Here is a 20,968-nt window from a genome sequence, read left to right as displayed (position 1 = left end):
ATCCTCATTCCTTCAGCTGGTCGTAAGCCATACCCGTCAGCTCCTCCGAGGCGGTCCACAGCCGTTCCCCCGCCCGGTCGTCGAGCGTCCACGGTGCTCGCCAGGACGCGGCGGGCGAGCCGCGCCAGCCGGCGAACGAGGGCCCGGTGAAGGAGTCGGGGCGGACCTCGGGTGCGGTCGCGGCGTAGAGCGTGGGCAGGGCGCCCGCCTCGGCGGACTGGGCGAAGAAGCGGTTGCCGATCTGCATGAACCGCTCGCTCACCTTGCGGCCGGACATCCGGGCGCCCTCCGTCTGGAGGTTGGTGGCGGCGTACCCGGGGTGCGCCGCCACCGCGACGAGGTCCGAGCCGTGGGCCGTGAGCCTGCGCGCGAGTTCGTGCGTGAAGAGCAGGTTGGCGGTCTTGGAGCGGGCGTAGGCGATCCAACGCCGGTACCGGCGCTCGCTGTTGAGGTCCGTGATGTCGATGTTGGCCACCGAGTGCATGGTGCTGGAGACGGTCACGACACGCGCCCCGGGCGTGCCGAGCAGCGCGGGCAGCAGCAGCCCGGTGAGCGCGAAGTGCCCGAGGTGGTTGACGCCGAACTGCGTCTCGAACCCGTCCGCGGTCGTCCCGTACGGCAGCGCCATCACGCCCGCGTTGTTGACGAGCAGGTCGAGCCGGTCATGCGGGAAGGCGGCCGCGAACCGCCGTACGGAGGCGAGGTCCCCGAGGTCTAGCTGCCCGAACTCCACCTCGGCGCCCGGCACTTCGGTGGCGATCCGGTCCCCGGCCTCGGTGCCGCGCGCCTCGCTCCGGCAGGCGAGCACCACCCGGGCTCCCCGGCGGGCCAGCTCGCGCGCGGTGACGTACCCGAGGCCGCTGTTGGCCCCGGTGACGACGGCGACACGGCCGTCCTGGTCGGGGATGTCCTTCTCGGTCCAGCCGGCCATGGCCGACCCTCCCTCCGGTGACGGGGTCGGGTTCAGCCTACGAGCGGGGGGCGCTCCAGGTAATCGTCCGGGAGGGGCCGCGTGTCCAGGTAGAACCATTCGGCGCCGGGGCCGGGGCCTGGGGCGGACGCCGCCGGTTCGGGGGCCCAGGGCGCGGTCTCGGCTGTCCGGGGCGCGGTCTCGGTGGCCGGCTGCTTCGCCGGGCCCGGCATCAGGAGCTCCACCCGTACGCCGTTCCCCCGCTGCTGGGCCGTGAACTCCTCCACCTGGTTGCGGCAGGCGTGGTCCAGATGGGTCACGCCGGTCAGGTCCAGGCGGATGCGGGGCCTGCCCGAGGCCGCCGCGGCCTCCAGCGCCTCGATGACCTTCGGCAGGCGCAGGAAGGTCGCGTTGCCGGCCATGACGACCTTGGCGGTGTCCTCGTCGAGGTGCTGGCGGATCACGGTCTGCGACATCCGCAGCGCGGCCAGCACGATCCCGGCGGCGAGCCCGACGAGTACGCCCTCCAGCAGCGCGGTCGCCACGATGACCAGCGTGGTGAGGGTCATCACCGCGAACTCGCCCCGGTCCTGGCGCCACATCTTCGGGAACTCCTCCGGCGCGAACAGCTTCCAGCCGCTGTGCACCAGCACTCCGGCCAGCACCGAGATCGGGATCAGGGCCAGGACCTGCGGCAGCAGCAGCGCGAAGGCGAGCAGCCACAGGCCGTGCAGGGTCCGGGACAGCCGGGTCTTGGCGCCGGCCTGGACGTTCGCCGAACTGCGCGCGACGACGGCCGTGATGGGCAACGCCCCGAGCACGCCCGCGACCGTGTTCCCGGCTCCCTGGGCGATGAGTTCGGTGTTGTACCGGGTGCGCGGACCGCTGTGCATACGGTCCACCGCGGCCGCCGTGAACAGGCTCTCCGCGGAGGCGATGACCGTGAAGGTGAGGATCGACGTGATGATCGCCGCGTCGGCGAGCCCCGCGAACTGCTCCCCGCCGGGCACGCTCACGGCGGCGAGCAGATTGCCGACCTGGAGGGTCTTCACGTCCACGCCGGGCAGCGCGGCGACCGCGATGCCGATGCCCACGGCGACCAGCGCGGCCGGGATCTTCTTGACCGGCCCCGGCACCTTCTTCCACACGAAGCTCAGCACGACGGTGACCACCCCGAGCAGCGTCGCGATCATCGCCTGCCGGTCGGTGAGGATGTCGGCGAACAGCCCCGGGATCCCGGCCATGTTCTCGATCGGAGTGCCGGGCGCCTTGCCGTCGGCCATGGGATACATCTGGCTGAACATCAGCGGCAGGCCGATGCCGGCCAGCATGCCCTGGACGACGGCGAGGGAGATCGCCTGGAACATCCGGCCCAGCCGTACGACGCCGAGGACGATCTGCAGGATCCCGGATCCCAGCACGATCACGCCGAGCATGGCCACCCCGTGCTCGGCGACGGTCTCCGCGACCAGCGCGGCGAGCCCCGCGGCCGGCCCGCTGACCTGGAGCGTGCTGCCCCGGACCGCGCCGACCACCAGCCCGCCGATCACCCCGGAGATGATCCCCAGCTCGGCCGGGACGCCCGAGGCGACGGCGACGCCGATGCACAGGGGCAGGGCGACGAGGAAGACGACGAGGGAGGCGGTGATCTCGGTGCCGAGGTCGGCTTTCGGGCCGGTGGGCTTGGGACCCGCGTTCGGGCCGGTGGGCCTGGGACCTGTGCTCCTTGGGCCGGGGGACTTGGGGAAGGCGCCACCCCGGCCCCGCGCGTGCACCCCGCTCATCCGGCGTGCACCCGGAAACGACCGTCCTCGTCGAGCTCGTACACCCGCCCGGTGTCGACCTCGTAGTACCAGCCGTGCAGCCGCAGCCCGCCCGCGTCCAGCCGCTGCCGCACCGACGGGTGACTCCGCAGCGCGGCCAGCTGGTTGACGACGTTGCGCTGTGCCACCTCGGACAGCGCCGGATCGTCGGACGCGCCGGCGAGCGTCGGAGCCAGCTCCGGGCGGGCCACCTCCAGCCAGGCGCCCACGCCGGGCAGCGCGGCCAGGTCGTCGCCGGACTTCAGCGCGCCCATCGCCCCGCAGTGTGAGTGACCGCACACCACCACGTCCTGAACCCCCAGCACCTCCAGTGCGTACTCGATGGTGGCCGCCTCACCACCGGCCCCGTACTGCCCGTACGACGGCACGATATTGCCCGCGTTGCGCAGCTCGAATATCTCTCCGGGCCGGGCGCCCGTAATGAGCGCGGGTATCACCCGAGAGTCCGAGCAGGTAATGAAGAGCGCCTCGGGATATTGCCCCTCGGCCAGTTTCCGGTATTCGTCGTGCTCGAATTCGACCCGCTGTGTGAACGTGCGGGCACGGTCCAGAAGAGCCTTCAACGATGCCTCCTCGATGGGAAGTTCGGCCAGGTCACCACACCGTAGAGGGGCACGGAACAGCGGAAGGTTAAGTAACGGCCAGAGCGCGGACAGGAATTGAACATTTCTTGTCGGGGCCCCGTGCAAGCGCTGTCATCTTGTAACGTGTCGACTCCAGAGCGCGAAATGCGAATTCACGGAGAGACGGGACGCATGGGCCTACGAGTGCTGCTCATCGAGGACGACGCGACAATCGCCGAACCGCTCGCCGAAGGTCTCGGCCACTTCGGGCTGACGGTCGACCACGTCGCCACCGGCACCGAGGGTCTGAGAGGCCCGTACGGCGATGTCGTCCTGCTCGACCTCGGACTGCCGGACATGGACGGCATCGACGTCTGCCGCGGCATCCGGCAGGTCTCCGACGTCCCCATCGTCATCCTCAGCGCCCGCGGGGAGGAGGCGGACCGGGTACTGGGCCTGGAGCTGGGCGCCGACGACTATCTGGCGAAACCTTTCAGCATGCGGGAGCTGGTGGCACGGGTGCGGGCGGTGACCCGGCGGACGCAGCGGACGCAGCTGCCGCAGGCGGTGGCGGAGACGGTGCCGGTCCCGTCGTACGACCGCGCGCCGGGCCCGTCGTACGACTTCGCGTCGGCCCCGTCGTACGAACCTGTGCCGCCGCCGTCGTACGAGCAACCCGTCTCAGCCCCAGGTCCAAGCCCAGGTCCAGGTCCAGGCCCAGACCCGGCCTCAGCCCCCTCGCCCGACCCGGGCCCGCTCGTCGTCGACCGCCGCACCCGGCAGGTCTGGGTCGGCGAGACCCAGGTCGCGCTCACCCCCAAGGAGTTCGAGCTGCTGGCGCTGCTCACCGAGGATCCGGGCGCGGTCTACTCCCGGCAGCAGATCCTCGACCGGGTCTGGGACCCGCACTACGAGGGCCCGACCAAGACCCTCGACGTCCATGTCGCCTCACTACGACGGAAGTTGGGCCACCCGGCATGGATCCGGACACTTCGCGGCGTCGGCTTCCGGCTGTCGGTGCACGGGGAGCCGAACGATCCCCAACAGGGCCCGACATGACCCGCCGCCTCCTGTTCAGCTACCTCACGCTCGCCGCGCTCGTCCTGCTCTGCCTGGAGATACCGCTCGGCTTCGTGTACTCGCGGGGCGAGCGGGATCGGGTGGTCAACGCGGCGAAGGACGAGGCCGAGTCGGTCTCCGCGTACGCCGCGCTGTCCCTCGCCGCCGGCCGCGCCGAGCGGGACCTGCCCGCCCGAGTGGCCCACTGCGCCGAGCGCATCGGCGGCAAGGTGGTGGTCGTCGACGACACGGGCGCGCCCCTCGCCACCTCGCACCCCCTGAGCGCCGACGCGTCCCGCGCGCTGATGTCCCGCCCGGGGATCGCGGCAGCCCTGCACGGCAGCTCCACGGAGGACGTCCGCACCTCCACCATCGGCGGAGTGGAGTACCTGTCGGTCGCCGCACCCGTGGGCCAGGGCGTACGGCCCAAGGGTGCGGTATGGCTCACGGTCCCGACCCGGATGGTGCACGAACGCGTCCACCACGTATGGATGTTGCTCGCCGCGGGCGGACTCGGGGTCCTCACCGCGGTCACCTTCGTCGGCTTCGGCATCGCCCGCTGGACGGGCCGCCCCATCCGCGAACTGGAGCGTGCGACCCATGAGTTGGCCGAGGGCGGCCGCGCGGAGCCGGTGACCGTCACCAAGGGCCCGCCCGAAGTCCGCAGACTGGCCGCCGCGTTCAACCGTACGGCCGCCCGTCTCGCCCATCTCCTCGACTCCCAGCACGCGTTCGCCGGCGAGGCCTCGCACCAGCTCAAGACCCCGCTCGCCGCCCTGCGCCTGCGCCTGGAGAACCTGGAACCGAATGTCGCCGCCCGCGGCCGGGGCAGCCTCACCGCCGCCGTCACCGAGACCGACCGGCTCTCCCGCATGGTCGAGGGCCTGCTCGCGATGGCACGGCTGGAGGAACACGCGGCCACCCCCGGCCCGGTCGACGTGGGCGAGGCCTGCGCGGAACGCCACCGCACCTGGGCCCCGCTCTTCGACCGGCAGAAAGTCTCCCTGGTCCTGTTCGCGGGCAGCGTGGGCCCGGTGCTGGCCCTGCCGGGGTCCGTCGAGCAGATCCTGGACAACCTCCTCTCCAACGCCCTGCGGGCCTCCCCGCCCGCCACCACCGTCACCATCGAGCTCCGCCTCCACGTCCCGCCCCGCCGCGCCCTGCGCGACGCCCGCCCCTGCTGGGTCGACCTCCACATCACCGACGAGGGCCCCGGCATGACGGCCGAGCAACGCGCCCGCGCCTTCGACCGCTTCTGGCGCGCACCGGGCGCCCCCAAGGGCGGCACGGGCCTCGGCCTCGCCCTCGTCCAGCGCCTCGCCCACGCGAGCGGCGGCGAGGCGAGCCTGCGCGCGGCGGCGACGGGCGGGGTGGACGCGGTGGTGCGGCTGCCGTCGGCGGAGGCAGCGTCGGGGGTCCAGCGAGGCGGGCGCGAGGTACTGGCGCTGCACGTCGCTGGTCATCTGCACCGCGCCCCCGCTTCACAGCCCGTGCACAGCGATTCCACCCCGCGCACCTAGGGTCCGTGACCGCGCGACCCCGCCGCCGACCGGTGGCGGGCCGGTCACGACACACCCTTGGAGCAAGCGTGGAACGTCGTACCCTCCTGCGTGCGGCCGTCCTCGGCGGGTCCTCCGCCGCCCTCGGCGGAACCCTGTGGCGAGGCGCCGCCTACGCCGCGCCCGCCCAGCCCGGAGCCGGCCCCTACGGAGCGCTCGGCTCCCCCGACGCCAACGGCATCAGACTCCCCAGCGGCTTCACCAGCCGGGTCATCGCCCGCTCCGGCCAGACGGTCACCGGAACGTCGTACACCTGGCACAACGCCCCCGACGGCGGCGCCTGTTACACGGACGGCACCGGCTGGATCTACGTGTCCAACTCGGAGATCAACCCGTCGGGCGGCGCGAGCGCGGTGAAGTTCTCGTCGACGGGCGCGATCACGTCGGCGTACCGGATCCTGTCCAGCACCCGCCAGAACTGTGCGGGCGGCAAGACCCCGTGGAACACCTGGCTGTCCTGCGAGGAGGTGTCACTGGGCTACGTCTACGAGACGGACCCCTGGGGCGTCCAGTCGGCCACCCGCCGGGACGCGATGGGCCGCTTCAAGCACGAGGCGGCCGCCGCGGACCCGGTGCGCAGGGTGATCTACCTGACCGAGGACGAGACGAACGGCCGCTTCTACCGCTTCGTACCGACGACCTGGGGCAACCTCTCCTCCGGCACCCTCCAGGTCATGGTCGCCGGCACCGCCACGTCGGGCTCCTTCACCTGGGCGAACGTCCCCGACCCGGACGGCTCCCCCACCACGACCCGCACCCAGGTCTCCGGCTCGAAGTCCTTCAACGGCGGCGAGGGCTGCTACTACGCCAACGACACGGTCTGGTTCACCACGAAGGGCGACAACCGCGTCTGGCAGCTCAACCTGACGACCAACACCTACGAGCTGGCGTACGACGACTCCCTGGTGACAGGCGGCACCGCCCCGCTCACGGGCGTCGACAACATCACCGGCGCCACCTCGGGCGACCTCTTCGTCGCGGAGGACGGCGGCAACATGGAGATCTGCGTCATCACCCCGGCCGACGTGATCGCCCCGTTCCTCCGCATCGACGGCCAGTCGGGCTCGGAGATAACGGGCCCGGCCTTCTCCCCGGACGGCACGCGGCTGTACTTCTCCAGCCAGCGGGGGACGAGCGGGAGTTCGTCGGGCGGGATCACGTACGAGGTGAAGGGCCCGTTCCGGGCCTAGCGCGCCGAGTCGCCGGGCGCCCCGAGGGTGCGCCCGGCGACCTGGGCCGGCGGATCGCATGCGGAGAGCTACCGTCCGGTCACGTCACGTTCGCATCACGGGTCCTCCATATCTCCACCACACCAGTGGCCCCTCACTAGGTTCGTCACTTCATATCCGGCTGATCGCACCTTTTGGATCACAAGCGCTCAGACAAGCGGATATCCCCATGAACCTGAACCCGAACCTGGAAGGCCCCTCCGTGAACCTGTTCCGCAAGCCCGGCGCCATCGCCGTCGCCGCGCTGGCACTGGCCGCCCTCCCGTCCACCGCCGCGGCTCACGACGGCACTCACCCGTTCAAGAACTGCAGCGAGGCGTACGCCAGCGGGTACTCGGACATCCCCGAGGACGACGAGCACTACGGTTCCCACCTGGACCGCGACGGGGACGGCGTCGGCTGCGACCAGCCGCCCGGCGACTTCGTCCCCGCCGAGGACGAGGGAGCCGAGGAGGGCGCGGCCGCTCCGGCCGAGGACACGTCCGCCGATGGCACGGCGCAGGACCCGGACCTGGCCGAGACCGGGGGCGACGACAGCACCCCGTACCTCTTGGCCGGGGGCTCCACCATCCTCCTCGCCGGCGGCGCCCTGGTGGCGGCCACCCGCAGGCGCCGCGCCAACCACTGAGCAGCCCGTACAACCACCCGACCCAGCCGATGCCGCCGACCGCTTCCGGCCCCGCCCCCAAGTGGGCCCGGAAGCGGTACGTACTGCCCGCCCTCGCGCTGGCCCTCTTCATCGGTGTAGGCATCGGCAGCGGCGACACCACGACGTCGACCGACGCGAAGCCCGCCGCCGCCGAACCGCAGCCGACGGTCACCGTGACGGCAACGGCCACCGCGCAGGAGACGGCCGAACCGGAGCCTGCGGCCACCGTCACGGCCACGGAAACGGTCAAGGTCAAGGTCGACGTCACCAGAACGGTCAAAGCGCAGCCGGCGGCAGGGGGCGACGCCGGTTCCTCCGAGGCGGACACGGACGTCTACTACGAGAACTGCACCGCGGTCCGAGCCGCCGGCGCCGCCCCATCCGCCGCGGCGAACCCGGCCACGCCTCCCACCTCGACCGCGACAACGACGGCGTGGCCTGCGACACCTGAGCCGTCGATAGGTAGGCGTCGAGGAGGCCGGGGAAGCGGATGTCGGTGTTCAAGCAGCCGCCGTACCTGTTCAGCGGCGATCCGTGGCTCGTGGGTGCCCCGTGCCCACGAAGGTGATCCAGCAGGTGTCCCGGGCTGCGTCCAGGAGGTACCAGATGCGGCCGCCGCCGGTCACCTCGATCTGCCTACTGCTCGCAGGTCTGTCCGCGGTGGGTGCCGTGCGCCAAGCTGCCCTTGAGCCGGTGGTGCCGGGACGTCTCGGTGGCCGGTCCGGGGCCGGTGCTCATGGTGATCCAGGCGCGGTAGGTGTTCTCCCGGGCCTGTTGGGTGAGGCTGTCCCAGCCTTTGGCCGAGGCCGCGTCAGCGAAGCGGACTTCCCAGTGGCCGTCTGACGCCGGTGGTGCGGCGCGGTCGCCGCGACCCGCGGTCATGCGACGTCCCGTGGGTCCGGCACCGGCCCGTAGTCCTCGCCGTGGTCCTTGGTCAGAGCGGTGAGCAGTTCGGGGTCGGAGTGGACCTCTGCGGTGTGCTGCCAGGCGATGAGCATCTGGGCGACGGCCGCGCTGTTGCCGATCGAGTCGGCGGCGCGCATGGTGTCGACCAGTTCGACCGCGAAAGCATGGAGATCGGGCTCGGGAAGGAAACGGACCCAAGGGAACGCGTCCGGCAGTATGTCGAGGAGCAGTTCCGTGCTTCCGGGCTCCCGGCGCGCCATCGCGGCCAGCATCCGGGTGGCGGCCGACACCACGGTCTGGTCCTGCTCGGCCCGCGCCGCGGTGGTAAGGACCAGATCCTCGCCGTCTCTGCGATGCAGGAGCAGTCTCGGCGACTCCTTGAGCCGGGCAAGCGTCTGCTTGTTCTTGTTCACCAGCTCGGAGAAGTTCACGGCAGCATTCTCAGTACTCACAACTTTGAAACTACTTCGAAACTCACCCCGCCGCCATCACCCACAAGAGGGGCGCAGAGCAGCCGATCGGTCACGCACACCGCTGCGTTCCCGGTCTCCGAGCCTCGCTACCGTGGAACGCATGAAGCTCTCGCAGCTCGTAGCCCGCGAACGCTTCGCCGCGTCGCCCGTCGCCAGGCTGGCGACAGCCGACGCCCACGGCGTGCCTCACGTCGTTCCGGTGACCTTCATCGTCCTGAACGACGTCCTGTACTTCGCGATCGACCACAAGCCCAAGAGCACCTGGGATCTTCGGCGATTGCGCAACATCAGGGAGAACTCCTCGGTGGCTGTCCTTGTGGACCACTACGACGAGGACTGGTTCACGCTGTGGTGGGCTCGCGCCGACGGACACGGCGACGTACTGGAGGAGGGCCAGGAGCGGGATCGCGCGGTGGGATTGCTGTGCGACAAGTACGAGCAGTACAAGGACTCCCCTCCCAAGGGCCCCGTGGTCGCCGTTCGGGTGGAGCAGTGGAGCGGCTGGGCCTTCGCATAGCCCAGAGGCACGACGTGTTCGTCCCTTCGTCAGCTGTCACTTGGCCGACAGCCCAGGCCGAGGGACTGACGTACCGAAAGGGCGGCACCCCCGCACAGGGTGCCGCCCTCTCTTCGTGATCCGGAACCGCCGCCCATCGGTGAGGGTCGGTCGGGGACGGCCGGCGGTCCCGGGGTTCAGTGGCCGTGAGGCCGGTGCCCGCAAGCCCTACCGGTGATCACTTCCCGCCGACTGCGAAGCCGCCCGCCCCGCCTCCAGCCGCGCCACCGGGATCCGGAACGGCGAGCAGGAGACGTAGTCGAGGCCCACCTCGTGGAAGAAGTGGACGGACTCGGGGTCGCCGCCGTGCTCGCCGCAGACGCCGAGCTTCAGGTCGGGGCGCGTCGCGCGGCCCGCCTCCACGGCCAGCTTCACCAGCGAGCCGACGCCGTCCTTGTCGATCGTCTCGAAGGGGGAGACGCCGAAGATGCCCTTCTCCAGGTACGCCGTGAAGAACGAGGCCTCCACGTCGTCCCGGCTGAAGCCCCACACCGTCTGGGTCAGGTCGTTCGTGCCGAAGGAGAAGAACTCCGCGGCCTCGGCGATCTGACCGGCGGTCAGGGCGGCGCGCGGCAGTTCGATCATGGTGCCGATCGCCAGCTTCAGTGAGGTGCCCGTGGCGGCCTCGACCTCGGCCACCACCTGGTCGGCCTCCTCGCGGACGATCTCCAGTTCCTGGACCGTGCCGACGAGCGGGATCATGATCTCCGCGCGCGGGTCGCCCTTCGCGGCCTTGCGTTCGGCCGCGGCCTCGGCGATCGCCCGTACCTGCATGGTGAAGAGGCCGGGGATCACCAGGCCCAGGCGCACGCCCCGCAGGCCCAGCATCGGGTTCTGCTCGTGCAGGCGGTGGACGGCCTGGAGCAGCCGCAGTTCGTTCTCGTGCGGCTCCTGGCGGGACTCGGCCAGCGCCACGCGGACCGACAGCTCCGTGATGTCCGGCAGGAACTCGTGCAGCGGCGGGTCCAGCAGCCGTACCGTCACCGGAAGGCCGTCCATCGCCGAGAACAGCTCCACGAAGTCCTTCTTCTGGAGGGGGAGCAGCGCCTTCAGCGACTCCTCGCGCTCGGCCTCCGTATCGGCCAGGATGAGCCGCTCGACCAGCTCACGGCGGTCGCCGAGGAACATGTGCTCGGTACGGCACAGGCCGATGCCCTGGGCGCCGAAGCGACGGGCGCGCATCGCGTCCTCGGCGTTGTCCGCGTTGGCACGCACCCTCAGGCGGCGCTTGCGGTCGGCGAACGCCATGATCCGGTGCACGGCCTCGACCAGTTCGTCGGCGTCGTTGGCGCCCGCGTGCATCCGGCCTTCGAAGTACTCCACCACCGGGGACGGGACGACCGGTACCTCGCCCAGGTAGACCTTGCCCGACGACCCGTCGATGGAGATCAGGTCGCCCTCCTCCACCACGTGCCCGCCCGGCACCGTCATCCGACGCCGCTTGGTGTCGACTTCCAGTTCCTCCGCGCCGCACACGCACGTCTTGCCCATGCCGCGCGCCACGACCGCCGCGTGGGACGTCTTGCCGCCCCGCGAGGTCAGGATGCCCTCCGCCGCGATCATGCCGTCGAGGTCGTCCGGGTTGGTCTCGCGGCGGACCAGGATGACCTTCTCGCCCGAGCGCGACCACTTCACCGCGGTGTACGAGTCGAAGACGGCCTTGCCGACCGCCGCGCCCGGCGAGGCCGCGATGCCCCGGCCGACCTTCTCCACCTTCGCGTCCTCGTCGAAGCGCGGGAACATCAGCTGCGCGAGCTGGGCGCCCGTCACGCGCTGGAGCGCCTCGGCCTCGTCGATCAGGCCCTGGTCGACGAGCTGCGTGGCGATGCGGAACGCCGCTCCCGCCGTGCGCTTGCCGACGCGGGTCTGGAGCATCCACAGCTGACCGCGCTCGATGGTGAACTCGATGTCGCAGAGGTCCTTGTAGTGGTTCTCCAGCGTCTCCATGATCTGCATGAGCTGGTCGTACGACTTCTTGTCGATCGTCTCCAGCTCGGCCAGGGGGACGGTGTTGCGGATGCCCGCCACGACGTCCTCGCCCTGGGCGTTCTGGAGGTAGTCGCCGTACACGCCCTGGTGGCCGCTGGCCGGGTCGCGGGTGAAGGCGACGCCGGTGCCCGAGTCCGGGCCCAGGTTGCCGAACACCATCGAGCAGACGTTGACCGCGGTGCCCAGGTCGCCCGGGATGCGTTCCTGGCGGCGGTAGAGCTTGGCGCGGTCGGTGTTCCAGGAGTCGAAGACCGCGTGGATGGCGAGGTCCATCTGCTCGCGCGGGTCCTGCGGGAAGTCCCGGCCGGCCTCGGCCTTGACGATGCGCTTGAACTTGGTGACCAGCTTCTTGAGGTCCGCGGCTTCCAGCTCGGTGTCGACCGTGACCTTCTTGGCGGTCTTGGCGGCCTCCAGCGCGTCCTCGAAGAGCTCGCCCTCGACGCCGAGGACGGTCTTGCCGAACATCTGGATGAGGCGGCGGTAGGAGTCCCAGGCGAAGCGCTCGTCGCCGGCCTGCTTGGCGAGGCCCTGGACGGACTTGTCGGAGAGGCCGATGTTCAGGACCGTGTCCATCATGCCGGGCATGGAGAACTTGGCGCCGGAGCGGACCGAGACGAGCAGCGGGTCGTCGGGCTGGCCGAGCTTCTTGCCCATGCGCTGCTCCAGCGCGTCGAGGTGCGCACTCACCTCGTCACGCAGTGCCGCCGGCTCCTCGCCGCTGTCGAGGTAGACCTTGCAGGCCTCGGTGGTGATCGTGAAGCCCGGAGGCACCGGAAGGCCCAGGTTGGTCATCTCGGCGAGGTTCGCGCCCTTGCCGCCGAGGAGGTCCTTGAGCTCCTTGTTGCCCTCGGTGAAGTCGTAAACGAACTTCACGCCCTCAACGCTGGTGCCGTGCTCAGCTACCTGGGGATCTTTGTTTTCCGACACGGGTCTCGACTCCTCGAGGACGCGGTGGCTGCCCTGACGGCCAGGAACATACCCAGATCGAAGGCGCCTGGGTACGTCCACTTGCGCGTCATGCGCCTGTAACCACTCGTCCGCCACCGGATCGAAAGTCAAAGCTTGGCAAGCGGAGACAGGCTGATGTTTTCACTTCTTGAACGAATGCGCGCTCACATTTCGAAAATTCAGCTCAGATGAGCGCACGAAAGCCCCTCTGTTTTCGATCGATGAACGATCAAGGGGTGGCACTGAGTGCCACCCCTTGGAGAAGTGCAGTCGATCACGATCCGCTCATCTGAGCGCAACCCTCATCAAGGGTGGCGATAATCACGCTGCCACAGACGCCGGAATTTCACCATGCGGACACGTATTCGGACGGAAACGCAGTGGTCACACCCCCAACGCCGCCAGCCGTTCCTCCACCCGCTCCGGCGCGTACAGGTACTCCACGACCATCGCCCCGGCCCCGACCAGCCCCGCCCGCTCCCCCAGCCGCGAGGTGACGACGTCCAGATGAGCGGTGGAGCGCGGCAGTGCCCGCTGGTACAGCAGCTCCCGTACGCCCGTGAGGAAGGGGGTTCCGGCCAAATCCCCCGCGATCATCAGAACGCCGGGGTTCAGGAGCGTGACGACGGTCGCCAGGACGTCCCCGACCTGCCGCCCCGCGTCCCGCGCGAGCGCCGCCGCCTCCGGGTGCCCGGACGCCAGCAGGTCCCGCACGTCCGAGCCGGACGCCGCCGGCACCCCGGCCTCCGCCAGCAGCCGGGCCACGGCGCCTCCACTGGCGACGGCGGCGAGACAGCCGTAGGAACCGCAGCGGCACAGCGCGTCGGCGCCCGCCGGGACCCGGATGTGGCCGAGGTCGCCCGCGCCGCCGTCGATGCCGCGGTAGACCGAGCCGTCGACCACGACGCCGGCGCCGATGCCCGTGGACACCTTGACCAGCACGAAGGCCGAGCAGTCCGGGTAGGCCGTGCGCTGTTCGCCGTACGCCATGAGGTTGGCGTCGTTGTCGACCAGGACCGGCAGCGGTCCGGCGCCAGAGTGCTCGGTGAAGGCCCTCGCCAGGCGGCCTCTTATGTCGTAGCCGTCCCAGCCGGGCATGATCGGCGGTTGGACGACCCGGCCGGTGTCGGTGTCGACCGGGCCGGGTACCGCGAGGCCGATGCCGCAGACCTCGTCCGTCCGGTGGCCGGCCTTCTCCAGGAGTTCGGCGAACCAGCGGCCGAGTTCGCCGAGTACGGCGTCCGGGCCGTCCTCGATGACCAGGACGCCCGAGTGCTCGGCGAGGATCTCGCCGGTGAGGGTCAGTACGGCGGCGCGCGCGTGCCGCGTGTCCAGGTCGGCGGAGAGGACCACCGCGTGGGCGTCGTCGAATTCGAGGGTGATGGAGGGGCGGCCGCCCAGCGGTGAGTCGACGGGGCCGCCGGCGCCCTCGCGCAGCCAGCCCGCGCGGAAGAGGCGGTCCAGGCGCTGGCCGACGGTGGCGCGGGACAGACCGGTGGCGTGCTGCAGGGCACCACGGGTGGTGGCGCGGCCGCTGCGCACCAGTTCGAGCAGATCTCCGGCGCTCGCCTGACTTCCCGCCCTGCCGGTCCTGCCGGGTCGTCCGGTCATGCGCACCCCCTTGTGTTTCTCAAGCGTGCATTACATATTGAGTTTTGCGTGTTAAATAGACGTAACCCTACGGTAGCCACTGTCGAACTGGTCGGCAGTACGTCTTCGGGGAGCCTTGAGTGGATCGCGCAACGCAGCTCACCGCCCGCAACACCGGGCACTTGACCCCCGTACGCACCATTTCCTCACCACCCTTTTCCGGACACGGTGAGGTGCCGGGATCCGAGGCCGTTGCATACGATCCGGCGGTCCCGAAACATTCCGTCCCGGTGCCCCGTTCCCTGCACGTCAGGGCCGCCCGCGTCCTCGAAGGCAACTGGACCGGCACCTCCACCGTGCCCTCGCACGGCCTGTATCCGCACCAGTGGTCCTGGGACTCGGCCTTCATCGCGATCGGCCTGCGCCACCTGTCGCCGCTGCGGGCGCAGACGGAGCTGGAGACGCTGCTGAGCGGCCAGTGGGAGGACGGGCGGATCCCGCACATCGTCTTCAACCCCTCCGTCCCCCTCGACGCGTACTTCCCGAGCCCCGACTTCTGGCGCTCCTCGACCGCGGGGCACGCCGCGGGCGCCCCGCGCACCGTACAGACCTCGGGCATCGTGCAGCCACCGGTGCACGCGCTGGCCGCGTGGCTGGTGCACTGCGCCGACCCGGGACTGTCGCGGGCGCGCGGCTTCCTCGCCCAGGTGTATCCGCGGCTCGCGGCCTGGCACCGGTATCTGCTGCACCGGCGGGACCTGGGCGGAGGGTCGCTGGCGTCCGTCGTGCACCCCTGGGAACAGGGTATGGACAACAGCCCCTGCTGGGACGCCCCGCTGAGCAGGATCACACCGGCCCCGGCCCGTTCCTTCCGCCGCGCCGACCTGGACCACGGCGCCCCCGAGGACCGGCCGACGGATCTGGACTACGGGCGGTACGTGCGGCTGGCGACCGACTACCGGGACGCCGGATACGCCGACGGCACCAGTGACTTCGCGGTGGAGGACCCCGCGTTCAACGCCCTGCTCATCGCCTCCGAGCACGCCCTCGCGCGGATCGCGCAGGAACTCGGGGCCACGGGGACGGCCCGGCACGCGCGGGCCGAGCGGCTGACGGCGGCGCTGATCGAGCGGCTGTGGGACCCGGCGGAGGAGATGTTCTTCTGCCGGGACGTGCGGGGCGGGGAGCTGATCCGCGAGCGCAGTGTCTCCGGGCTCGTTCCGCTGCTGCTGCCCGGCCTGCCGCAGAAGATCACGGACGCGCTCGTCCGCACGCTGGGCGGGGCGCACTTCGGACTCGGCGACTCGACCCGCCTGGTCCCGAGCTACGACCTGCTCGGCGAGGCCTTCGACCCGCACCGCTACTGGCGCGGCCCGGCCTGGTTCAACACGAGCTGGCTGGTGGAGCGCGGGCTGCGCACGCACGGCGAACAGGAGCGGGCCGACGCACTGCGCCAGGCCGTCCTGGACACCGCCGGCACGTCCGACTTCGCGGAGTACGTCGACCCGTACACCGGCGAGGCCTGCGGGGCGACCGGCTTCAGCTGGACCGCCGCGCTCACGCTCGACCTGCTGCACAACGGCCCGGGAGACGACATGTCCCCCACGGGCATCCGGACGTTCGAGATGAGTGACAGGGGAGGGGACCGGGGATGACGGACCGGCATCATCTGCTCGTGCACGGCGGGACGTTCGCCGCTGTGGGCGACGGCGGGGACATCAGCGGCGTACGGGGCGGCAGTTCCCCGGACGGGTTGTTCGTACGGGACGCCCGGCACCTCAGCCGGTGGCAGCTCACCGTCGACGGCGCGGTGCCGGAGGCGCTGTCGCCGGTCGCCGACGGGGACACCGCGCGCTGTGTGCTCGTACCGCGCGGCGGACGCCAGGAGCCGCCCGCGTACACGCTCTTCCGGGAACAGGCCGTCGGCGACGGCTCGTTCGTCGAGTCCCTGCGGGTGACCAGCAACCGCCCGGTGCCGACCACGGTCCGGCTCGCGGTGACCGCGGACGCCGACTTCACCGACCAGTTCGAACTGCGCTCCGACCACCGTACGTACGCCAAGATAGGAGCGACCCGTTCCCGCCAGATCCTGGACGGCGGCGTGGAGTTCGCCTACCAGCGCGGTGAGTGGCGCTCCTGTACGACGGTGACGGCCGAGCCCGTCCCGGAGGGCGTGGAGGAGACCGGCACCGGCGCCCGGCGCCTCGTATGGACCCTGGATCTGGAACCCCACGGCACGGCCGAGCTGATGCTGCGCGTGATGGCCCGGCCGCACGGCGACAGGCGGACCCTGCGGGTACCGCGCTCCCCGGCCGCGCTGAACGACCAACTCCTTGCCCTGGAGGGCGAGTTCGTCGAGGGTGTGGCCTTCCCGACCGGCTGGCCGGAGCTGGCGGCGGCCTGTGCGCGCGGGCTCGCCGACCTCGCCTCGCTCCAGGTGCCGGCGACCGGTCCGGACGGCGAGGAGCTGCGCGTACCGGCGGCGGGTGCCCCCTGGTTCCTGACGTTGCTGGGCCGGGACGCCCTGCTGACCTCGATGTTCGCGCTGCCCTACCGGCCCCGCCCGGCCGCCGCCACGCTGCTGGCGCTGGCCGCGGCACAGGCGACGGAGACCGGCCCGGAGTCGGTCTCCCAGCCCGGCAAGATCGTGCACGAGGTGCGGCACGGCGAGCTGGCGCACTTCGGGCAGGTGCCGTACGGCCGTTACTACGGCTCGGTCGACGCCACCCCGCTGTTCCTCGTGCTGCTCGGCGCGTACGTCGAGCACACCGGGGACGCGGAGCTGGCCCGCCGACTGCAGCCCCACGCCCGTGCGGCGATCGGCTGGATGCTGGACCACGGCGGGCTGACCTCGCGCGGCTACCTGGTCTACCGCGCCGACCAGGGCGGCCTCGCCAACCAGAACTGGAAGGACTCCCCCGGCGCCATCTGCTCGGCCGACGGCACCCGCGCGAGCGGCCCGGTGATGGCGGCGGGGGCCCAGGGGTACGCGTACGACGCGCTGCGCCGCACCGCCTGGCTGGCGCGCACGGCGTGGGACGACAAGGTCTACGCGGCCCTGCTGGAGCAGGCCGCCGCCGATCTGCGCGACCGCTTCCAGCGCGACTTCTGGATGCCGGAGCACTCCTTCCCCGCCCTCGCGCTGGACGGCGAGGGCAACCAGGTGGACGCGCTGGCCTCGGACGCCGGGCATCTGCTGTGGTCGGGGCTCCTGGACAAGGAGTACGGCGAGGTCGTCGGCCGGCGCCTGCTCGAACCCGACTTCTTCTCCGGCTGGGGCGTGCGCACGCTGGCCGCCGGGCAGCCGGCGTACCACCCGCTGTCGTACCACCGCGGTTCGGTGTGGCCGCACGACAACGCGCTGATCACGCTGGGCCTGGCCCGCTACGGCCTGCACGACGAGGCCCGTACGGTGGCCCACGGCCTGGTCGACGCGGCGACGGCGACCGGGCACCGGCTGCCGGAGGTCCTCGCGGGCTACGGTCGCGACACGCACGCGGAGCCGGTGCCGTACCCGCACGCGTGTGTGCGGGAGTCGCGGTCGGCGGCGGCGCCGCTCGCGCTGCTGACGGCGGTCGGGGGCGCGTAGCGGGAGTTTGCCCGGTGTTTGCCGACCCCTGGGCAAACCGGCTGAACACCGGACGGAGGCGAACCGTACGGGAGTACGGCGGACGCGATGCCCTGCTTCGGGCCCACGTCCGCCGTATCACCGGGCTTCGTACGGAAGGACCTTCGGGTGTCGGCAGAGGCGACCGCGGCGACCGAGACAACCGAGGCGACGGGCGATGCCGTACCCGAGGAACATGCCGTACCCGATGGGGCCGTCCCCGGCGAGAAGACTCCCGGCACGCTCAAGGCCCGTCTCGCCCACTGGCGTTCCTGGCGCACCCGGCACCCCGCCGCCGCCCGCGCCCTGAGCTGGACGACCACCGGTCTCGCCGCCGTCCTGGTCTACGGCGCCCTGGTGCTGCCGAACACCGTCAACGCGCTCCAGTACAACCGGTTCACGCGGCTGCCTGCGGAGGCGATCGTCGGTGCTGTCCTGGTGCTCGCGCTGCCGCGCCGGCCGCGGGTCGTCGTGGCGGCGGCGTGCGGGACGCTCCTCGGCGCGCTGACCGTGCTGAACCTGCTGGACATGGGGTTCATCGAGTACCTCGGCCGCGGCTTCAACCTGGTGCTCGACTGGGGGCTGCTGGACGACGCCCAGGCGTACGTCGAGGACTCGATGGGCCGGGCGACGGCCCTCGGAGCGGCGGTCGGCGCGGTCGTCCTGGTCGTGCTGCTGCTGGTCGTGATGGCGCTGGCGACGGTCCGGCTGAGCAACCTGCTGGTCCGTGACACCCGGACCGCCACCCGGGCCACCCTGGTCGCGGGCACCGTCTGGATCACCTGCTCCAGCCTCGGCCTCCAGGTCAACGGCATGCCGATCGCCTCCGACCGGGCCGGCTGGGCGCTGAAGGTCCAGGCGCGGCGGGTGCAGGAGACCCTGCGCGACGAGGCCGCGTTCGCGAAGGAGGCGAAGGCCGACACCTTCGGCAACACCCCGGGCAGCGAGCTGCTCCCCGACCTGCGCGGCAAGGACGTCATCTTCACGTTCATCGAGAGTTACGGCCGCAGCGCGCTCGAGGACCCGGAGATCGCACCCGGCGTCGATCAGACCCTCGACGCGAGCACCGAGGCGCTGGAGAAGGCCGGTTACCGCGCGAAGAGCGGCTGGATGACCTCGGCGACGTACGGCGGCAGCAGCTGGCTCGGCCACTCCACCACCATGTCGGGCCTGTGGATCGACAACCAGCAGCGCTACCGGACCGTCATGTCCAGCGACCACCTCAGCCTGACCAAGGCGTTCGGGAAGACCGGCGCCTGGGACACGGTGGGCATCATGCCGGGCGTGCAGAAGGGCTGGCCGGAGCAGGAGTACTACGGCCTCGACAAGGTCTACAACGCCTTCCAGCTGGGCTACAAGGGCCCGAAGTTCAGCTGGTCGACCATGCCGGACCAGTACACCCTGGAGGCCTTCCAGCGTCTGGTGCACGGCAAGAAGCGCGACAAGCCGCTGATGTCGGAGATCATCCTGACCTCCAGCCACCAGCCGTGGGCGCCCGTCCCGAAGCTGGTCGACTGGGACGAGCTCGGCGACGGCTCGGTCTTCGGCCCGATCCAGAAGGCCGGCGTCGACCCCTCGGAGCTCCTCACGGACTCCGACCGCTCCAAGGAGGAGTACGGCAAGTCGATCCAGTACTCCGTCACCAGCCTCACCCAGTGGCTGGAGCGCTACGGCACCGACGACACCGTCCTCGTCTTCCTCGGCGACCACCAGCCCATCGCCCGGGTCAGCGGCGCGGGCGCCAGCCGTGACGTGCCCGTCTCGATCGTCGCGAAGGACCCGAAGGTCCTCGACAAGATCGCCGCCTGGAACTGGACAGACGGTCTGAAGCCCGCCAAGGACGCGCCGGTGTGGAAGATGAGCTCGTTCCGGGACCGGTTCCTGACGGCGTACGGGTCGACGCCGCGCCCCAGCAAGGACTGAGCCCCTTCACGAGAGGGGAATCAGCCCCCGGACGTGTCCAGTTCCGCGTCCTCGCCGATCCCGGCGCAGTCGTACGGGTCCTTCAGCCAGCCGTCCGGCAGTACCACCCGGTTGTTGCCGGAGGTACGGCCGCGGGGCCCGTCGGCGCCGGTCGGCCAGGGCTGGTCGAGGTCCAGTTCGTCTAGCCCGGAGCGGAGTTCGGCCAGCGAGGAGGTGATCGCGAGCCGCTTGCGCATCTCGGAGCCGACCGCGAAGCCCTTCAGGTACCAGGCGACGTGCTTGCGGAAGTCGATGACGCCCCGCGCCTCGTCACCGATCCACTCGCCGAGCAGGGTGGCGTGGCGGACCATGACGTCGGCGACCTCGCGCAGGGAGGGGCGTGCGATGTCTTCCGTACGCCCCTCGAAGGCCGCCACCAGGTCCGCGAACAGCCACGGCCGCCCGAGGCACCCACGCCCGACGACGACCCCGTCACAGCCCGTCTCGCGCACCATCCGCAGCGCGTCCTCGGCCGACCAGATGTCGCCGTTGCCGAGCACGGGGATCTCCGGCACGTGCTCCTTGAGCCGCGCGATGGCGTCCCAGTCGGCCGTGCCGCCGTAGTGCTGGGCGGCGGTGCGGCCGTGCAGGGCGATGGAGGTGACGCCCTCCTCGACGGCGATACGGCCGGCGTCGAGGAAGGTGATGTGGTCGTCGTCGATGCCCTTGCGCATCTTCATCGTCACCGGCAGGTCACCGGCGCCGCTGACGGCCTCGCGCAGGATCGCCCGCAGCAGGTTCCGCTTGTACGGGAGGGCGGAGCCGCCGCCCTTCCGGGTCACCTTCGGGACCGGGCAGCCGAAGTTCAGGTCGATGTGGTCGGCCAGGTCCTCCTCCGCGATCATGCGGACGGCCTTGCCGACGGTCGCCGGGTCGACGCCGTACAGCTGGATCGAGCGCGGCTTCTCGGTCGCGTCGAAGTGGATCAGCTGCATGGTCTTCTCGTTGCGTTCGACCAGCGCCCGGGTCGTGATCATCTCGCTGACGAACAGGCCCTTGCCGCCGCTGAACTCCCGGCACAGGGTGCGGAAGGGCGCGTTGGTGATCCCGGCCATGGGGGCGAGGACGACCGGCGGCCCGACGGTGTGCGGGCCGATCTGCAGGGGCGAGGCGGGCGTGGACATTCCCCCATTGTCGCGTACGGC

At 71.1% G+C, this 20,968-nt stretch carries 16 protein-coding genes and 1 pseudogene; 9 read left to right on the top strand and 8 right to left on the bottom strand.

Annotated features, from left to right (window positions below):
- Positions 1-4: 4 nt before the first annotated feature.
- Genes OG252_RS33905 through OG252_RS33895 form a run of 3 tightly spaced genes read right to left on the bottom strand, consistent with a single transcriptional unit; the run spans position 5 to position 3,296 of the window.
- Positions 5-931: an oxidoreductase gene (locus OG252_RS33905; RefSeq protein ID WP_329340907.1), complete on the bottom strand. Its 927-nt coding sequence runs from the start codon at positions 929-931 to the stop codon at positions 5-7.
- A 32-nt stretch (positions 932-963) separates the two neighbouring features.
- A complete protein-coding gene (locus tag OG252_RS33900; RefSeq protein ID WP_329340905.1) occupies positions 964-2,694 on the bottom strand; it encodes a SulP family inorganic anion transporter in 1,731 nt (576 codons plus the stop codon).
- Positions 2,691-3,296 carry a carbonic anhydrase gene (locus OG252_RS33895; RefSeq protein WP_266439801.1) on the bottom strand — a complete coding sequence of 202 codons (606 nt, stop codon included), beginning with the start codon at positions 3,294-3,296 and terminating at the stop codon, positions 2,691-2,693. The genes OG252_RS33900 and OG252_RS33895 overlap by 4 nt, the downstream gene beginning before the upstream one ends.
- A gap of 192 nt (positions 3,297-3,488) precedes the next feature.
- Between OG252_RS33895 and OG252_RS33890 the strand changes: the two genes are divergently transcribed.
- The 5 genes and pseudogenes from OG252_RS33890 (at position 3,489) to OG252_RS33870 (ending at position 8,243) form a co-directional block, all read left to right on the top strand.
- Positions 3,489-4,355 (top strand): response regulator transcription factor, encoded by an 867-nt coding sequence (locus OG252_RS33890; RefSeq protein WP_329340902.1) that lies wholly within the window; start codon positions 3,489-3,491, stop codon positions 4,353-4,355.
- Positions 4,352-5,875: a sensor histidine kinase gene (locus OG252_RS33885; RefSeq protein ID WP_329340900.1), complete on the top strand. Its 1,524-nt coding sequence runs from the start codon at positions 4,352-4,354 to the stop codon at positions 5,873-5,875. Before OG252_RS33890 ends, OG252_RS33885 begins: the two co-directional genes overlap by 4 nt.
- Before the next feature lie 68 nt (positions 5,876-5,943).
- Positions 5,944-7,104 (top strand): alkaline phosphatase PhoX, encoded by a 1,161-nt coding sequence (locus OG252_RS33880; RefSeq protein WP_329340899.1) that lies wholly within the window; start codon positions 5,944-5,946, stop codon positions 7,102-7,104.
- A gap of 241 nt (positions 7,105-7,345) precedes the next feature.
- Positions 7,346-7,771: an LAETG motif-containing sortase-dependent surface protein gene (locus tag OG252_RS33875; RefSeq protein ID WP_266448538.1), complete on the top strand. Its 426-nt coding sequence runs from the start codon at positions 7,346-7,348 to the stop codon at positions 7,769-7,771.
- 29 nt (positions 7,772-7,800) lie between these two features.
- Positions 7,801-8,243: pseudogene (locus tag OG252_RS33870) on the top strand (excalibur calcium-binding domain-containing protein).
- Positions 8,244-8,428: 185 nt separating this feature from the next.
- Here the strand turns inward: OG252_RS33870 and OG252_RS33865 are convergent.
- Together OG252_RS33865 and OG252_RS33860 are read right to left on the bottom strand one after the other, a co-directional pair.
- Complete coding sequence (locus OG252_RS33865) at positions 8,429-8,674, bottom strand: hypothetical protein (protein ID WP_329340897.1); 246 nt, start codon at positions 8,672-8,674, stop codon at positions 8,429-8,431.
- Positions 8,671-9,150 (bottom strand): hypothetical protein, encoded by a 480-nt coding sequence (locus OG252_RS33860; RefSeq protein WP_329340895.1) that lies wholly within the window; start codon positions 9,148-9,150, stop codon positions 8,671-8,673. The genes OG252_RS33865 and OG252_RS33860 overlap by 4 nt, the downstream gene beginning before the upstream one ends.
- 121 nt (positions 9,151-9,271) lie before the next feature.
- On the opposite strand from OG252_RS33860, the gene OG252_RS33855 reads away from it, so the two are divergent.
- On the top strand, positions 9,272-9,688 hold the full coding sequence (locus OG252_RS33855; protein WP_329340893.1) for a TIGR03668 family PPOX class F420-dependent oxidoreductase: 417 nt from the start codon (positions 9,272-9,274) through the stop codon (positions 9,686-9,688).
- A 207-nt stretch (positions 9,689-9,895) separates the two neighbouring features.
- On the opposite strand, the gene ppdK is transcribed toward OG252_RS33855, so the two are convergent.
- Together ppdK and OG252_RS33845 are read right to left on the bottom strand one after the other, a co-directional pair.
- Positions 9,896-12,643 carry a pyruvate, phosphate dikinase gene (gene ppdK, locus OG252_RS33850; protein WP_266439787.1) on the bottom strand — a complete coding sequence of 916 codons (2,748 nt, stop codon included), beginning with the start codon at positions 12,641-12,643 and terminating at the stop codon, positions 9,896-9,898.
- A gap of 405 nt (positions 12,644-13,048) precedes the next feature.
- Positions 13,049-14,275 (bottom strand): ROK family protein, encoded by a 1,227-nt coding sequence (locus OG252_RS33845; protein ID WP_266439786.1) that lies wholly within the window; start codon positions 14,273-14,275, stop codon positions 13,049-13,051.
- 119 nt (positions 14,276-14,394) lie between these two features.
- On the opposite strand from OG252_RS33845, the gene OG252_RS33840 reads away from it, so the two are divergent.
- From OG252_RS33840 to OG252_RS33830, 3 genes are all read left to right on the top strand, one after another.
- Positions 14,395-15,909, top strand: a complete 1,515-nt coding sequence (locus tag OG252_RS33840) for an MGH1-like glycoside hydrolase domain-containing protein (RefSeq protein ID WP_443068443.1) — start codon at positions 14,395-14,397, stop codon at positions 15,907-15,909.
- The gene (locus tag OG252_RS33835) at positions 15,906-17,843 is read left to right on the top strand and encodes an amylo-alpha-1,6-glucosidase (RefSeq protein ID WP_329340891.1); all 1,938 of its coding nucleotides are present in this window, start codon (positions 15,906-15,908) and stop codon (positions 17,841-17,843) included. Before OG252_RS33840 ends, OG252_RS33835 begins: the two co-directional genes overlap by 4 nt.
- Before the next feature lie 87 nt (positions 17,844-17,930).
- Positions 17,931-19,784 carry a CDP-alcohol phosphatidyltransferase gene (locus OG252_RS33830; RefSeq protein ID WP_406492812.1) on the top strand — a complete coding sequence of 618 codons (1,854 nt, stop codon included), beginning with the start codon at positions 17,931-17,933 and terminating at the stop codon, positions 19,782-19,784.
- Positions 19,785-19,804: 20 nt separating this feature from the next.
- Here OG252_RS33830 and dusB read toward each other — a convergent pair whose 3' ends face one another.
- Positions 19,805-20,947 (bottom strand): tRNA dihydrouridine synthase DusB, encoded by a 1,143-nt coding sequence (gene dusB, locus OG252_RS33825; protein WP_307674691.1) that lies wholly within the window; start codon positions 20,945-20,947, stop codon positions 19,805-19,807.
- Positions 20,948-20,968 lie beyond the last annotated feature (21 nt).

It is taken from the genome of Streptomyces sp. NBC_01352, from assembly GCF_036237295.1.
Lineage (GTDB): Bacteria > Actinomycetota > Actinomycetes > Streptomycetales > Streptomycetaceae > Streptomyces > Streptomyces plumbiresistens.
This window is presented reverse-complemented; position numbering and strand designations above follow the sequence as displayed.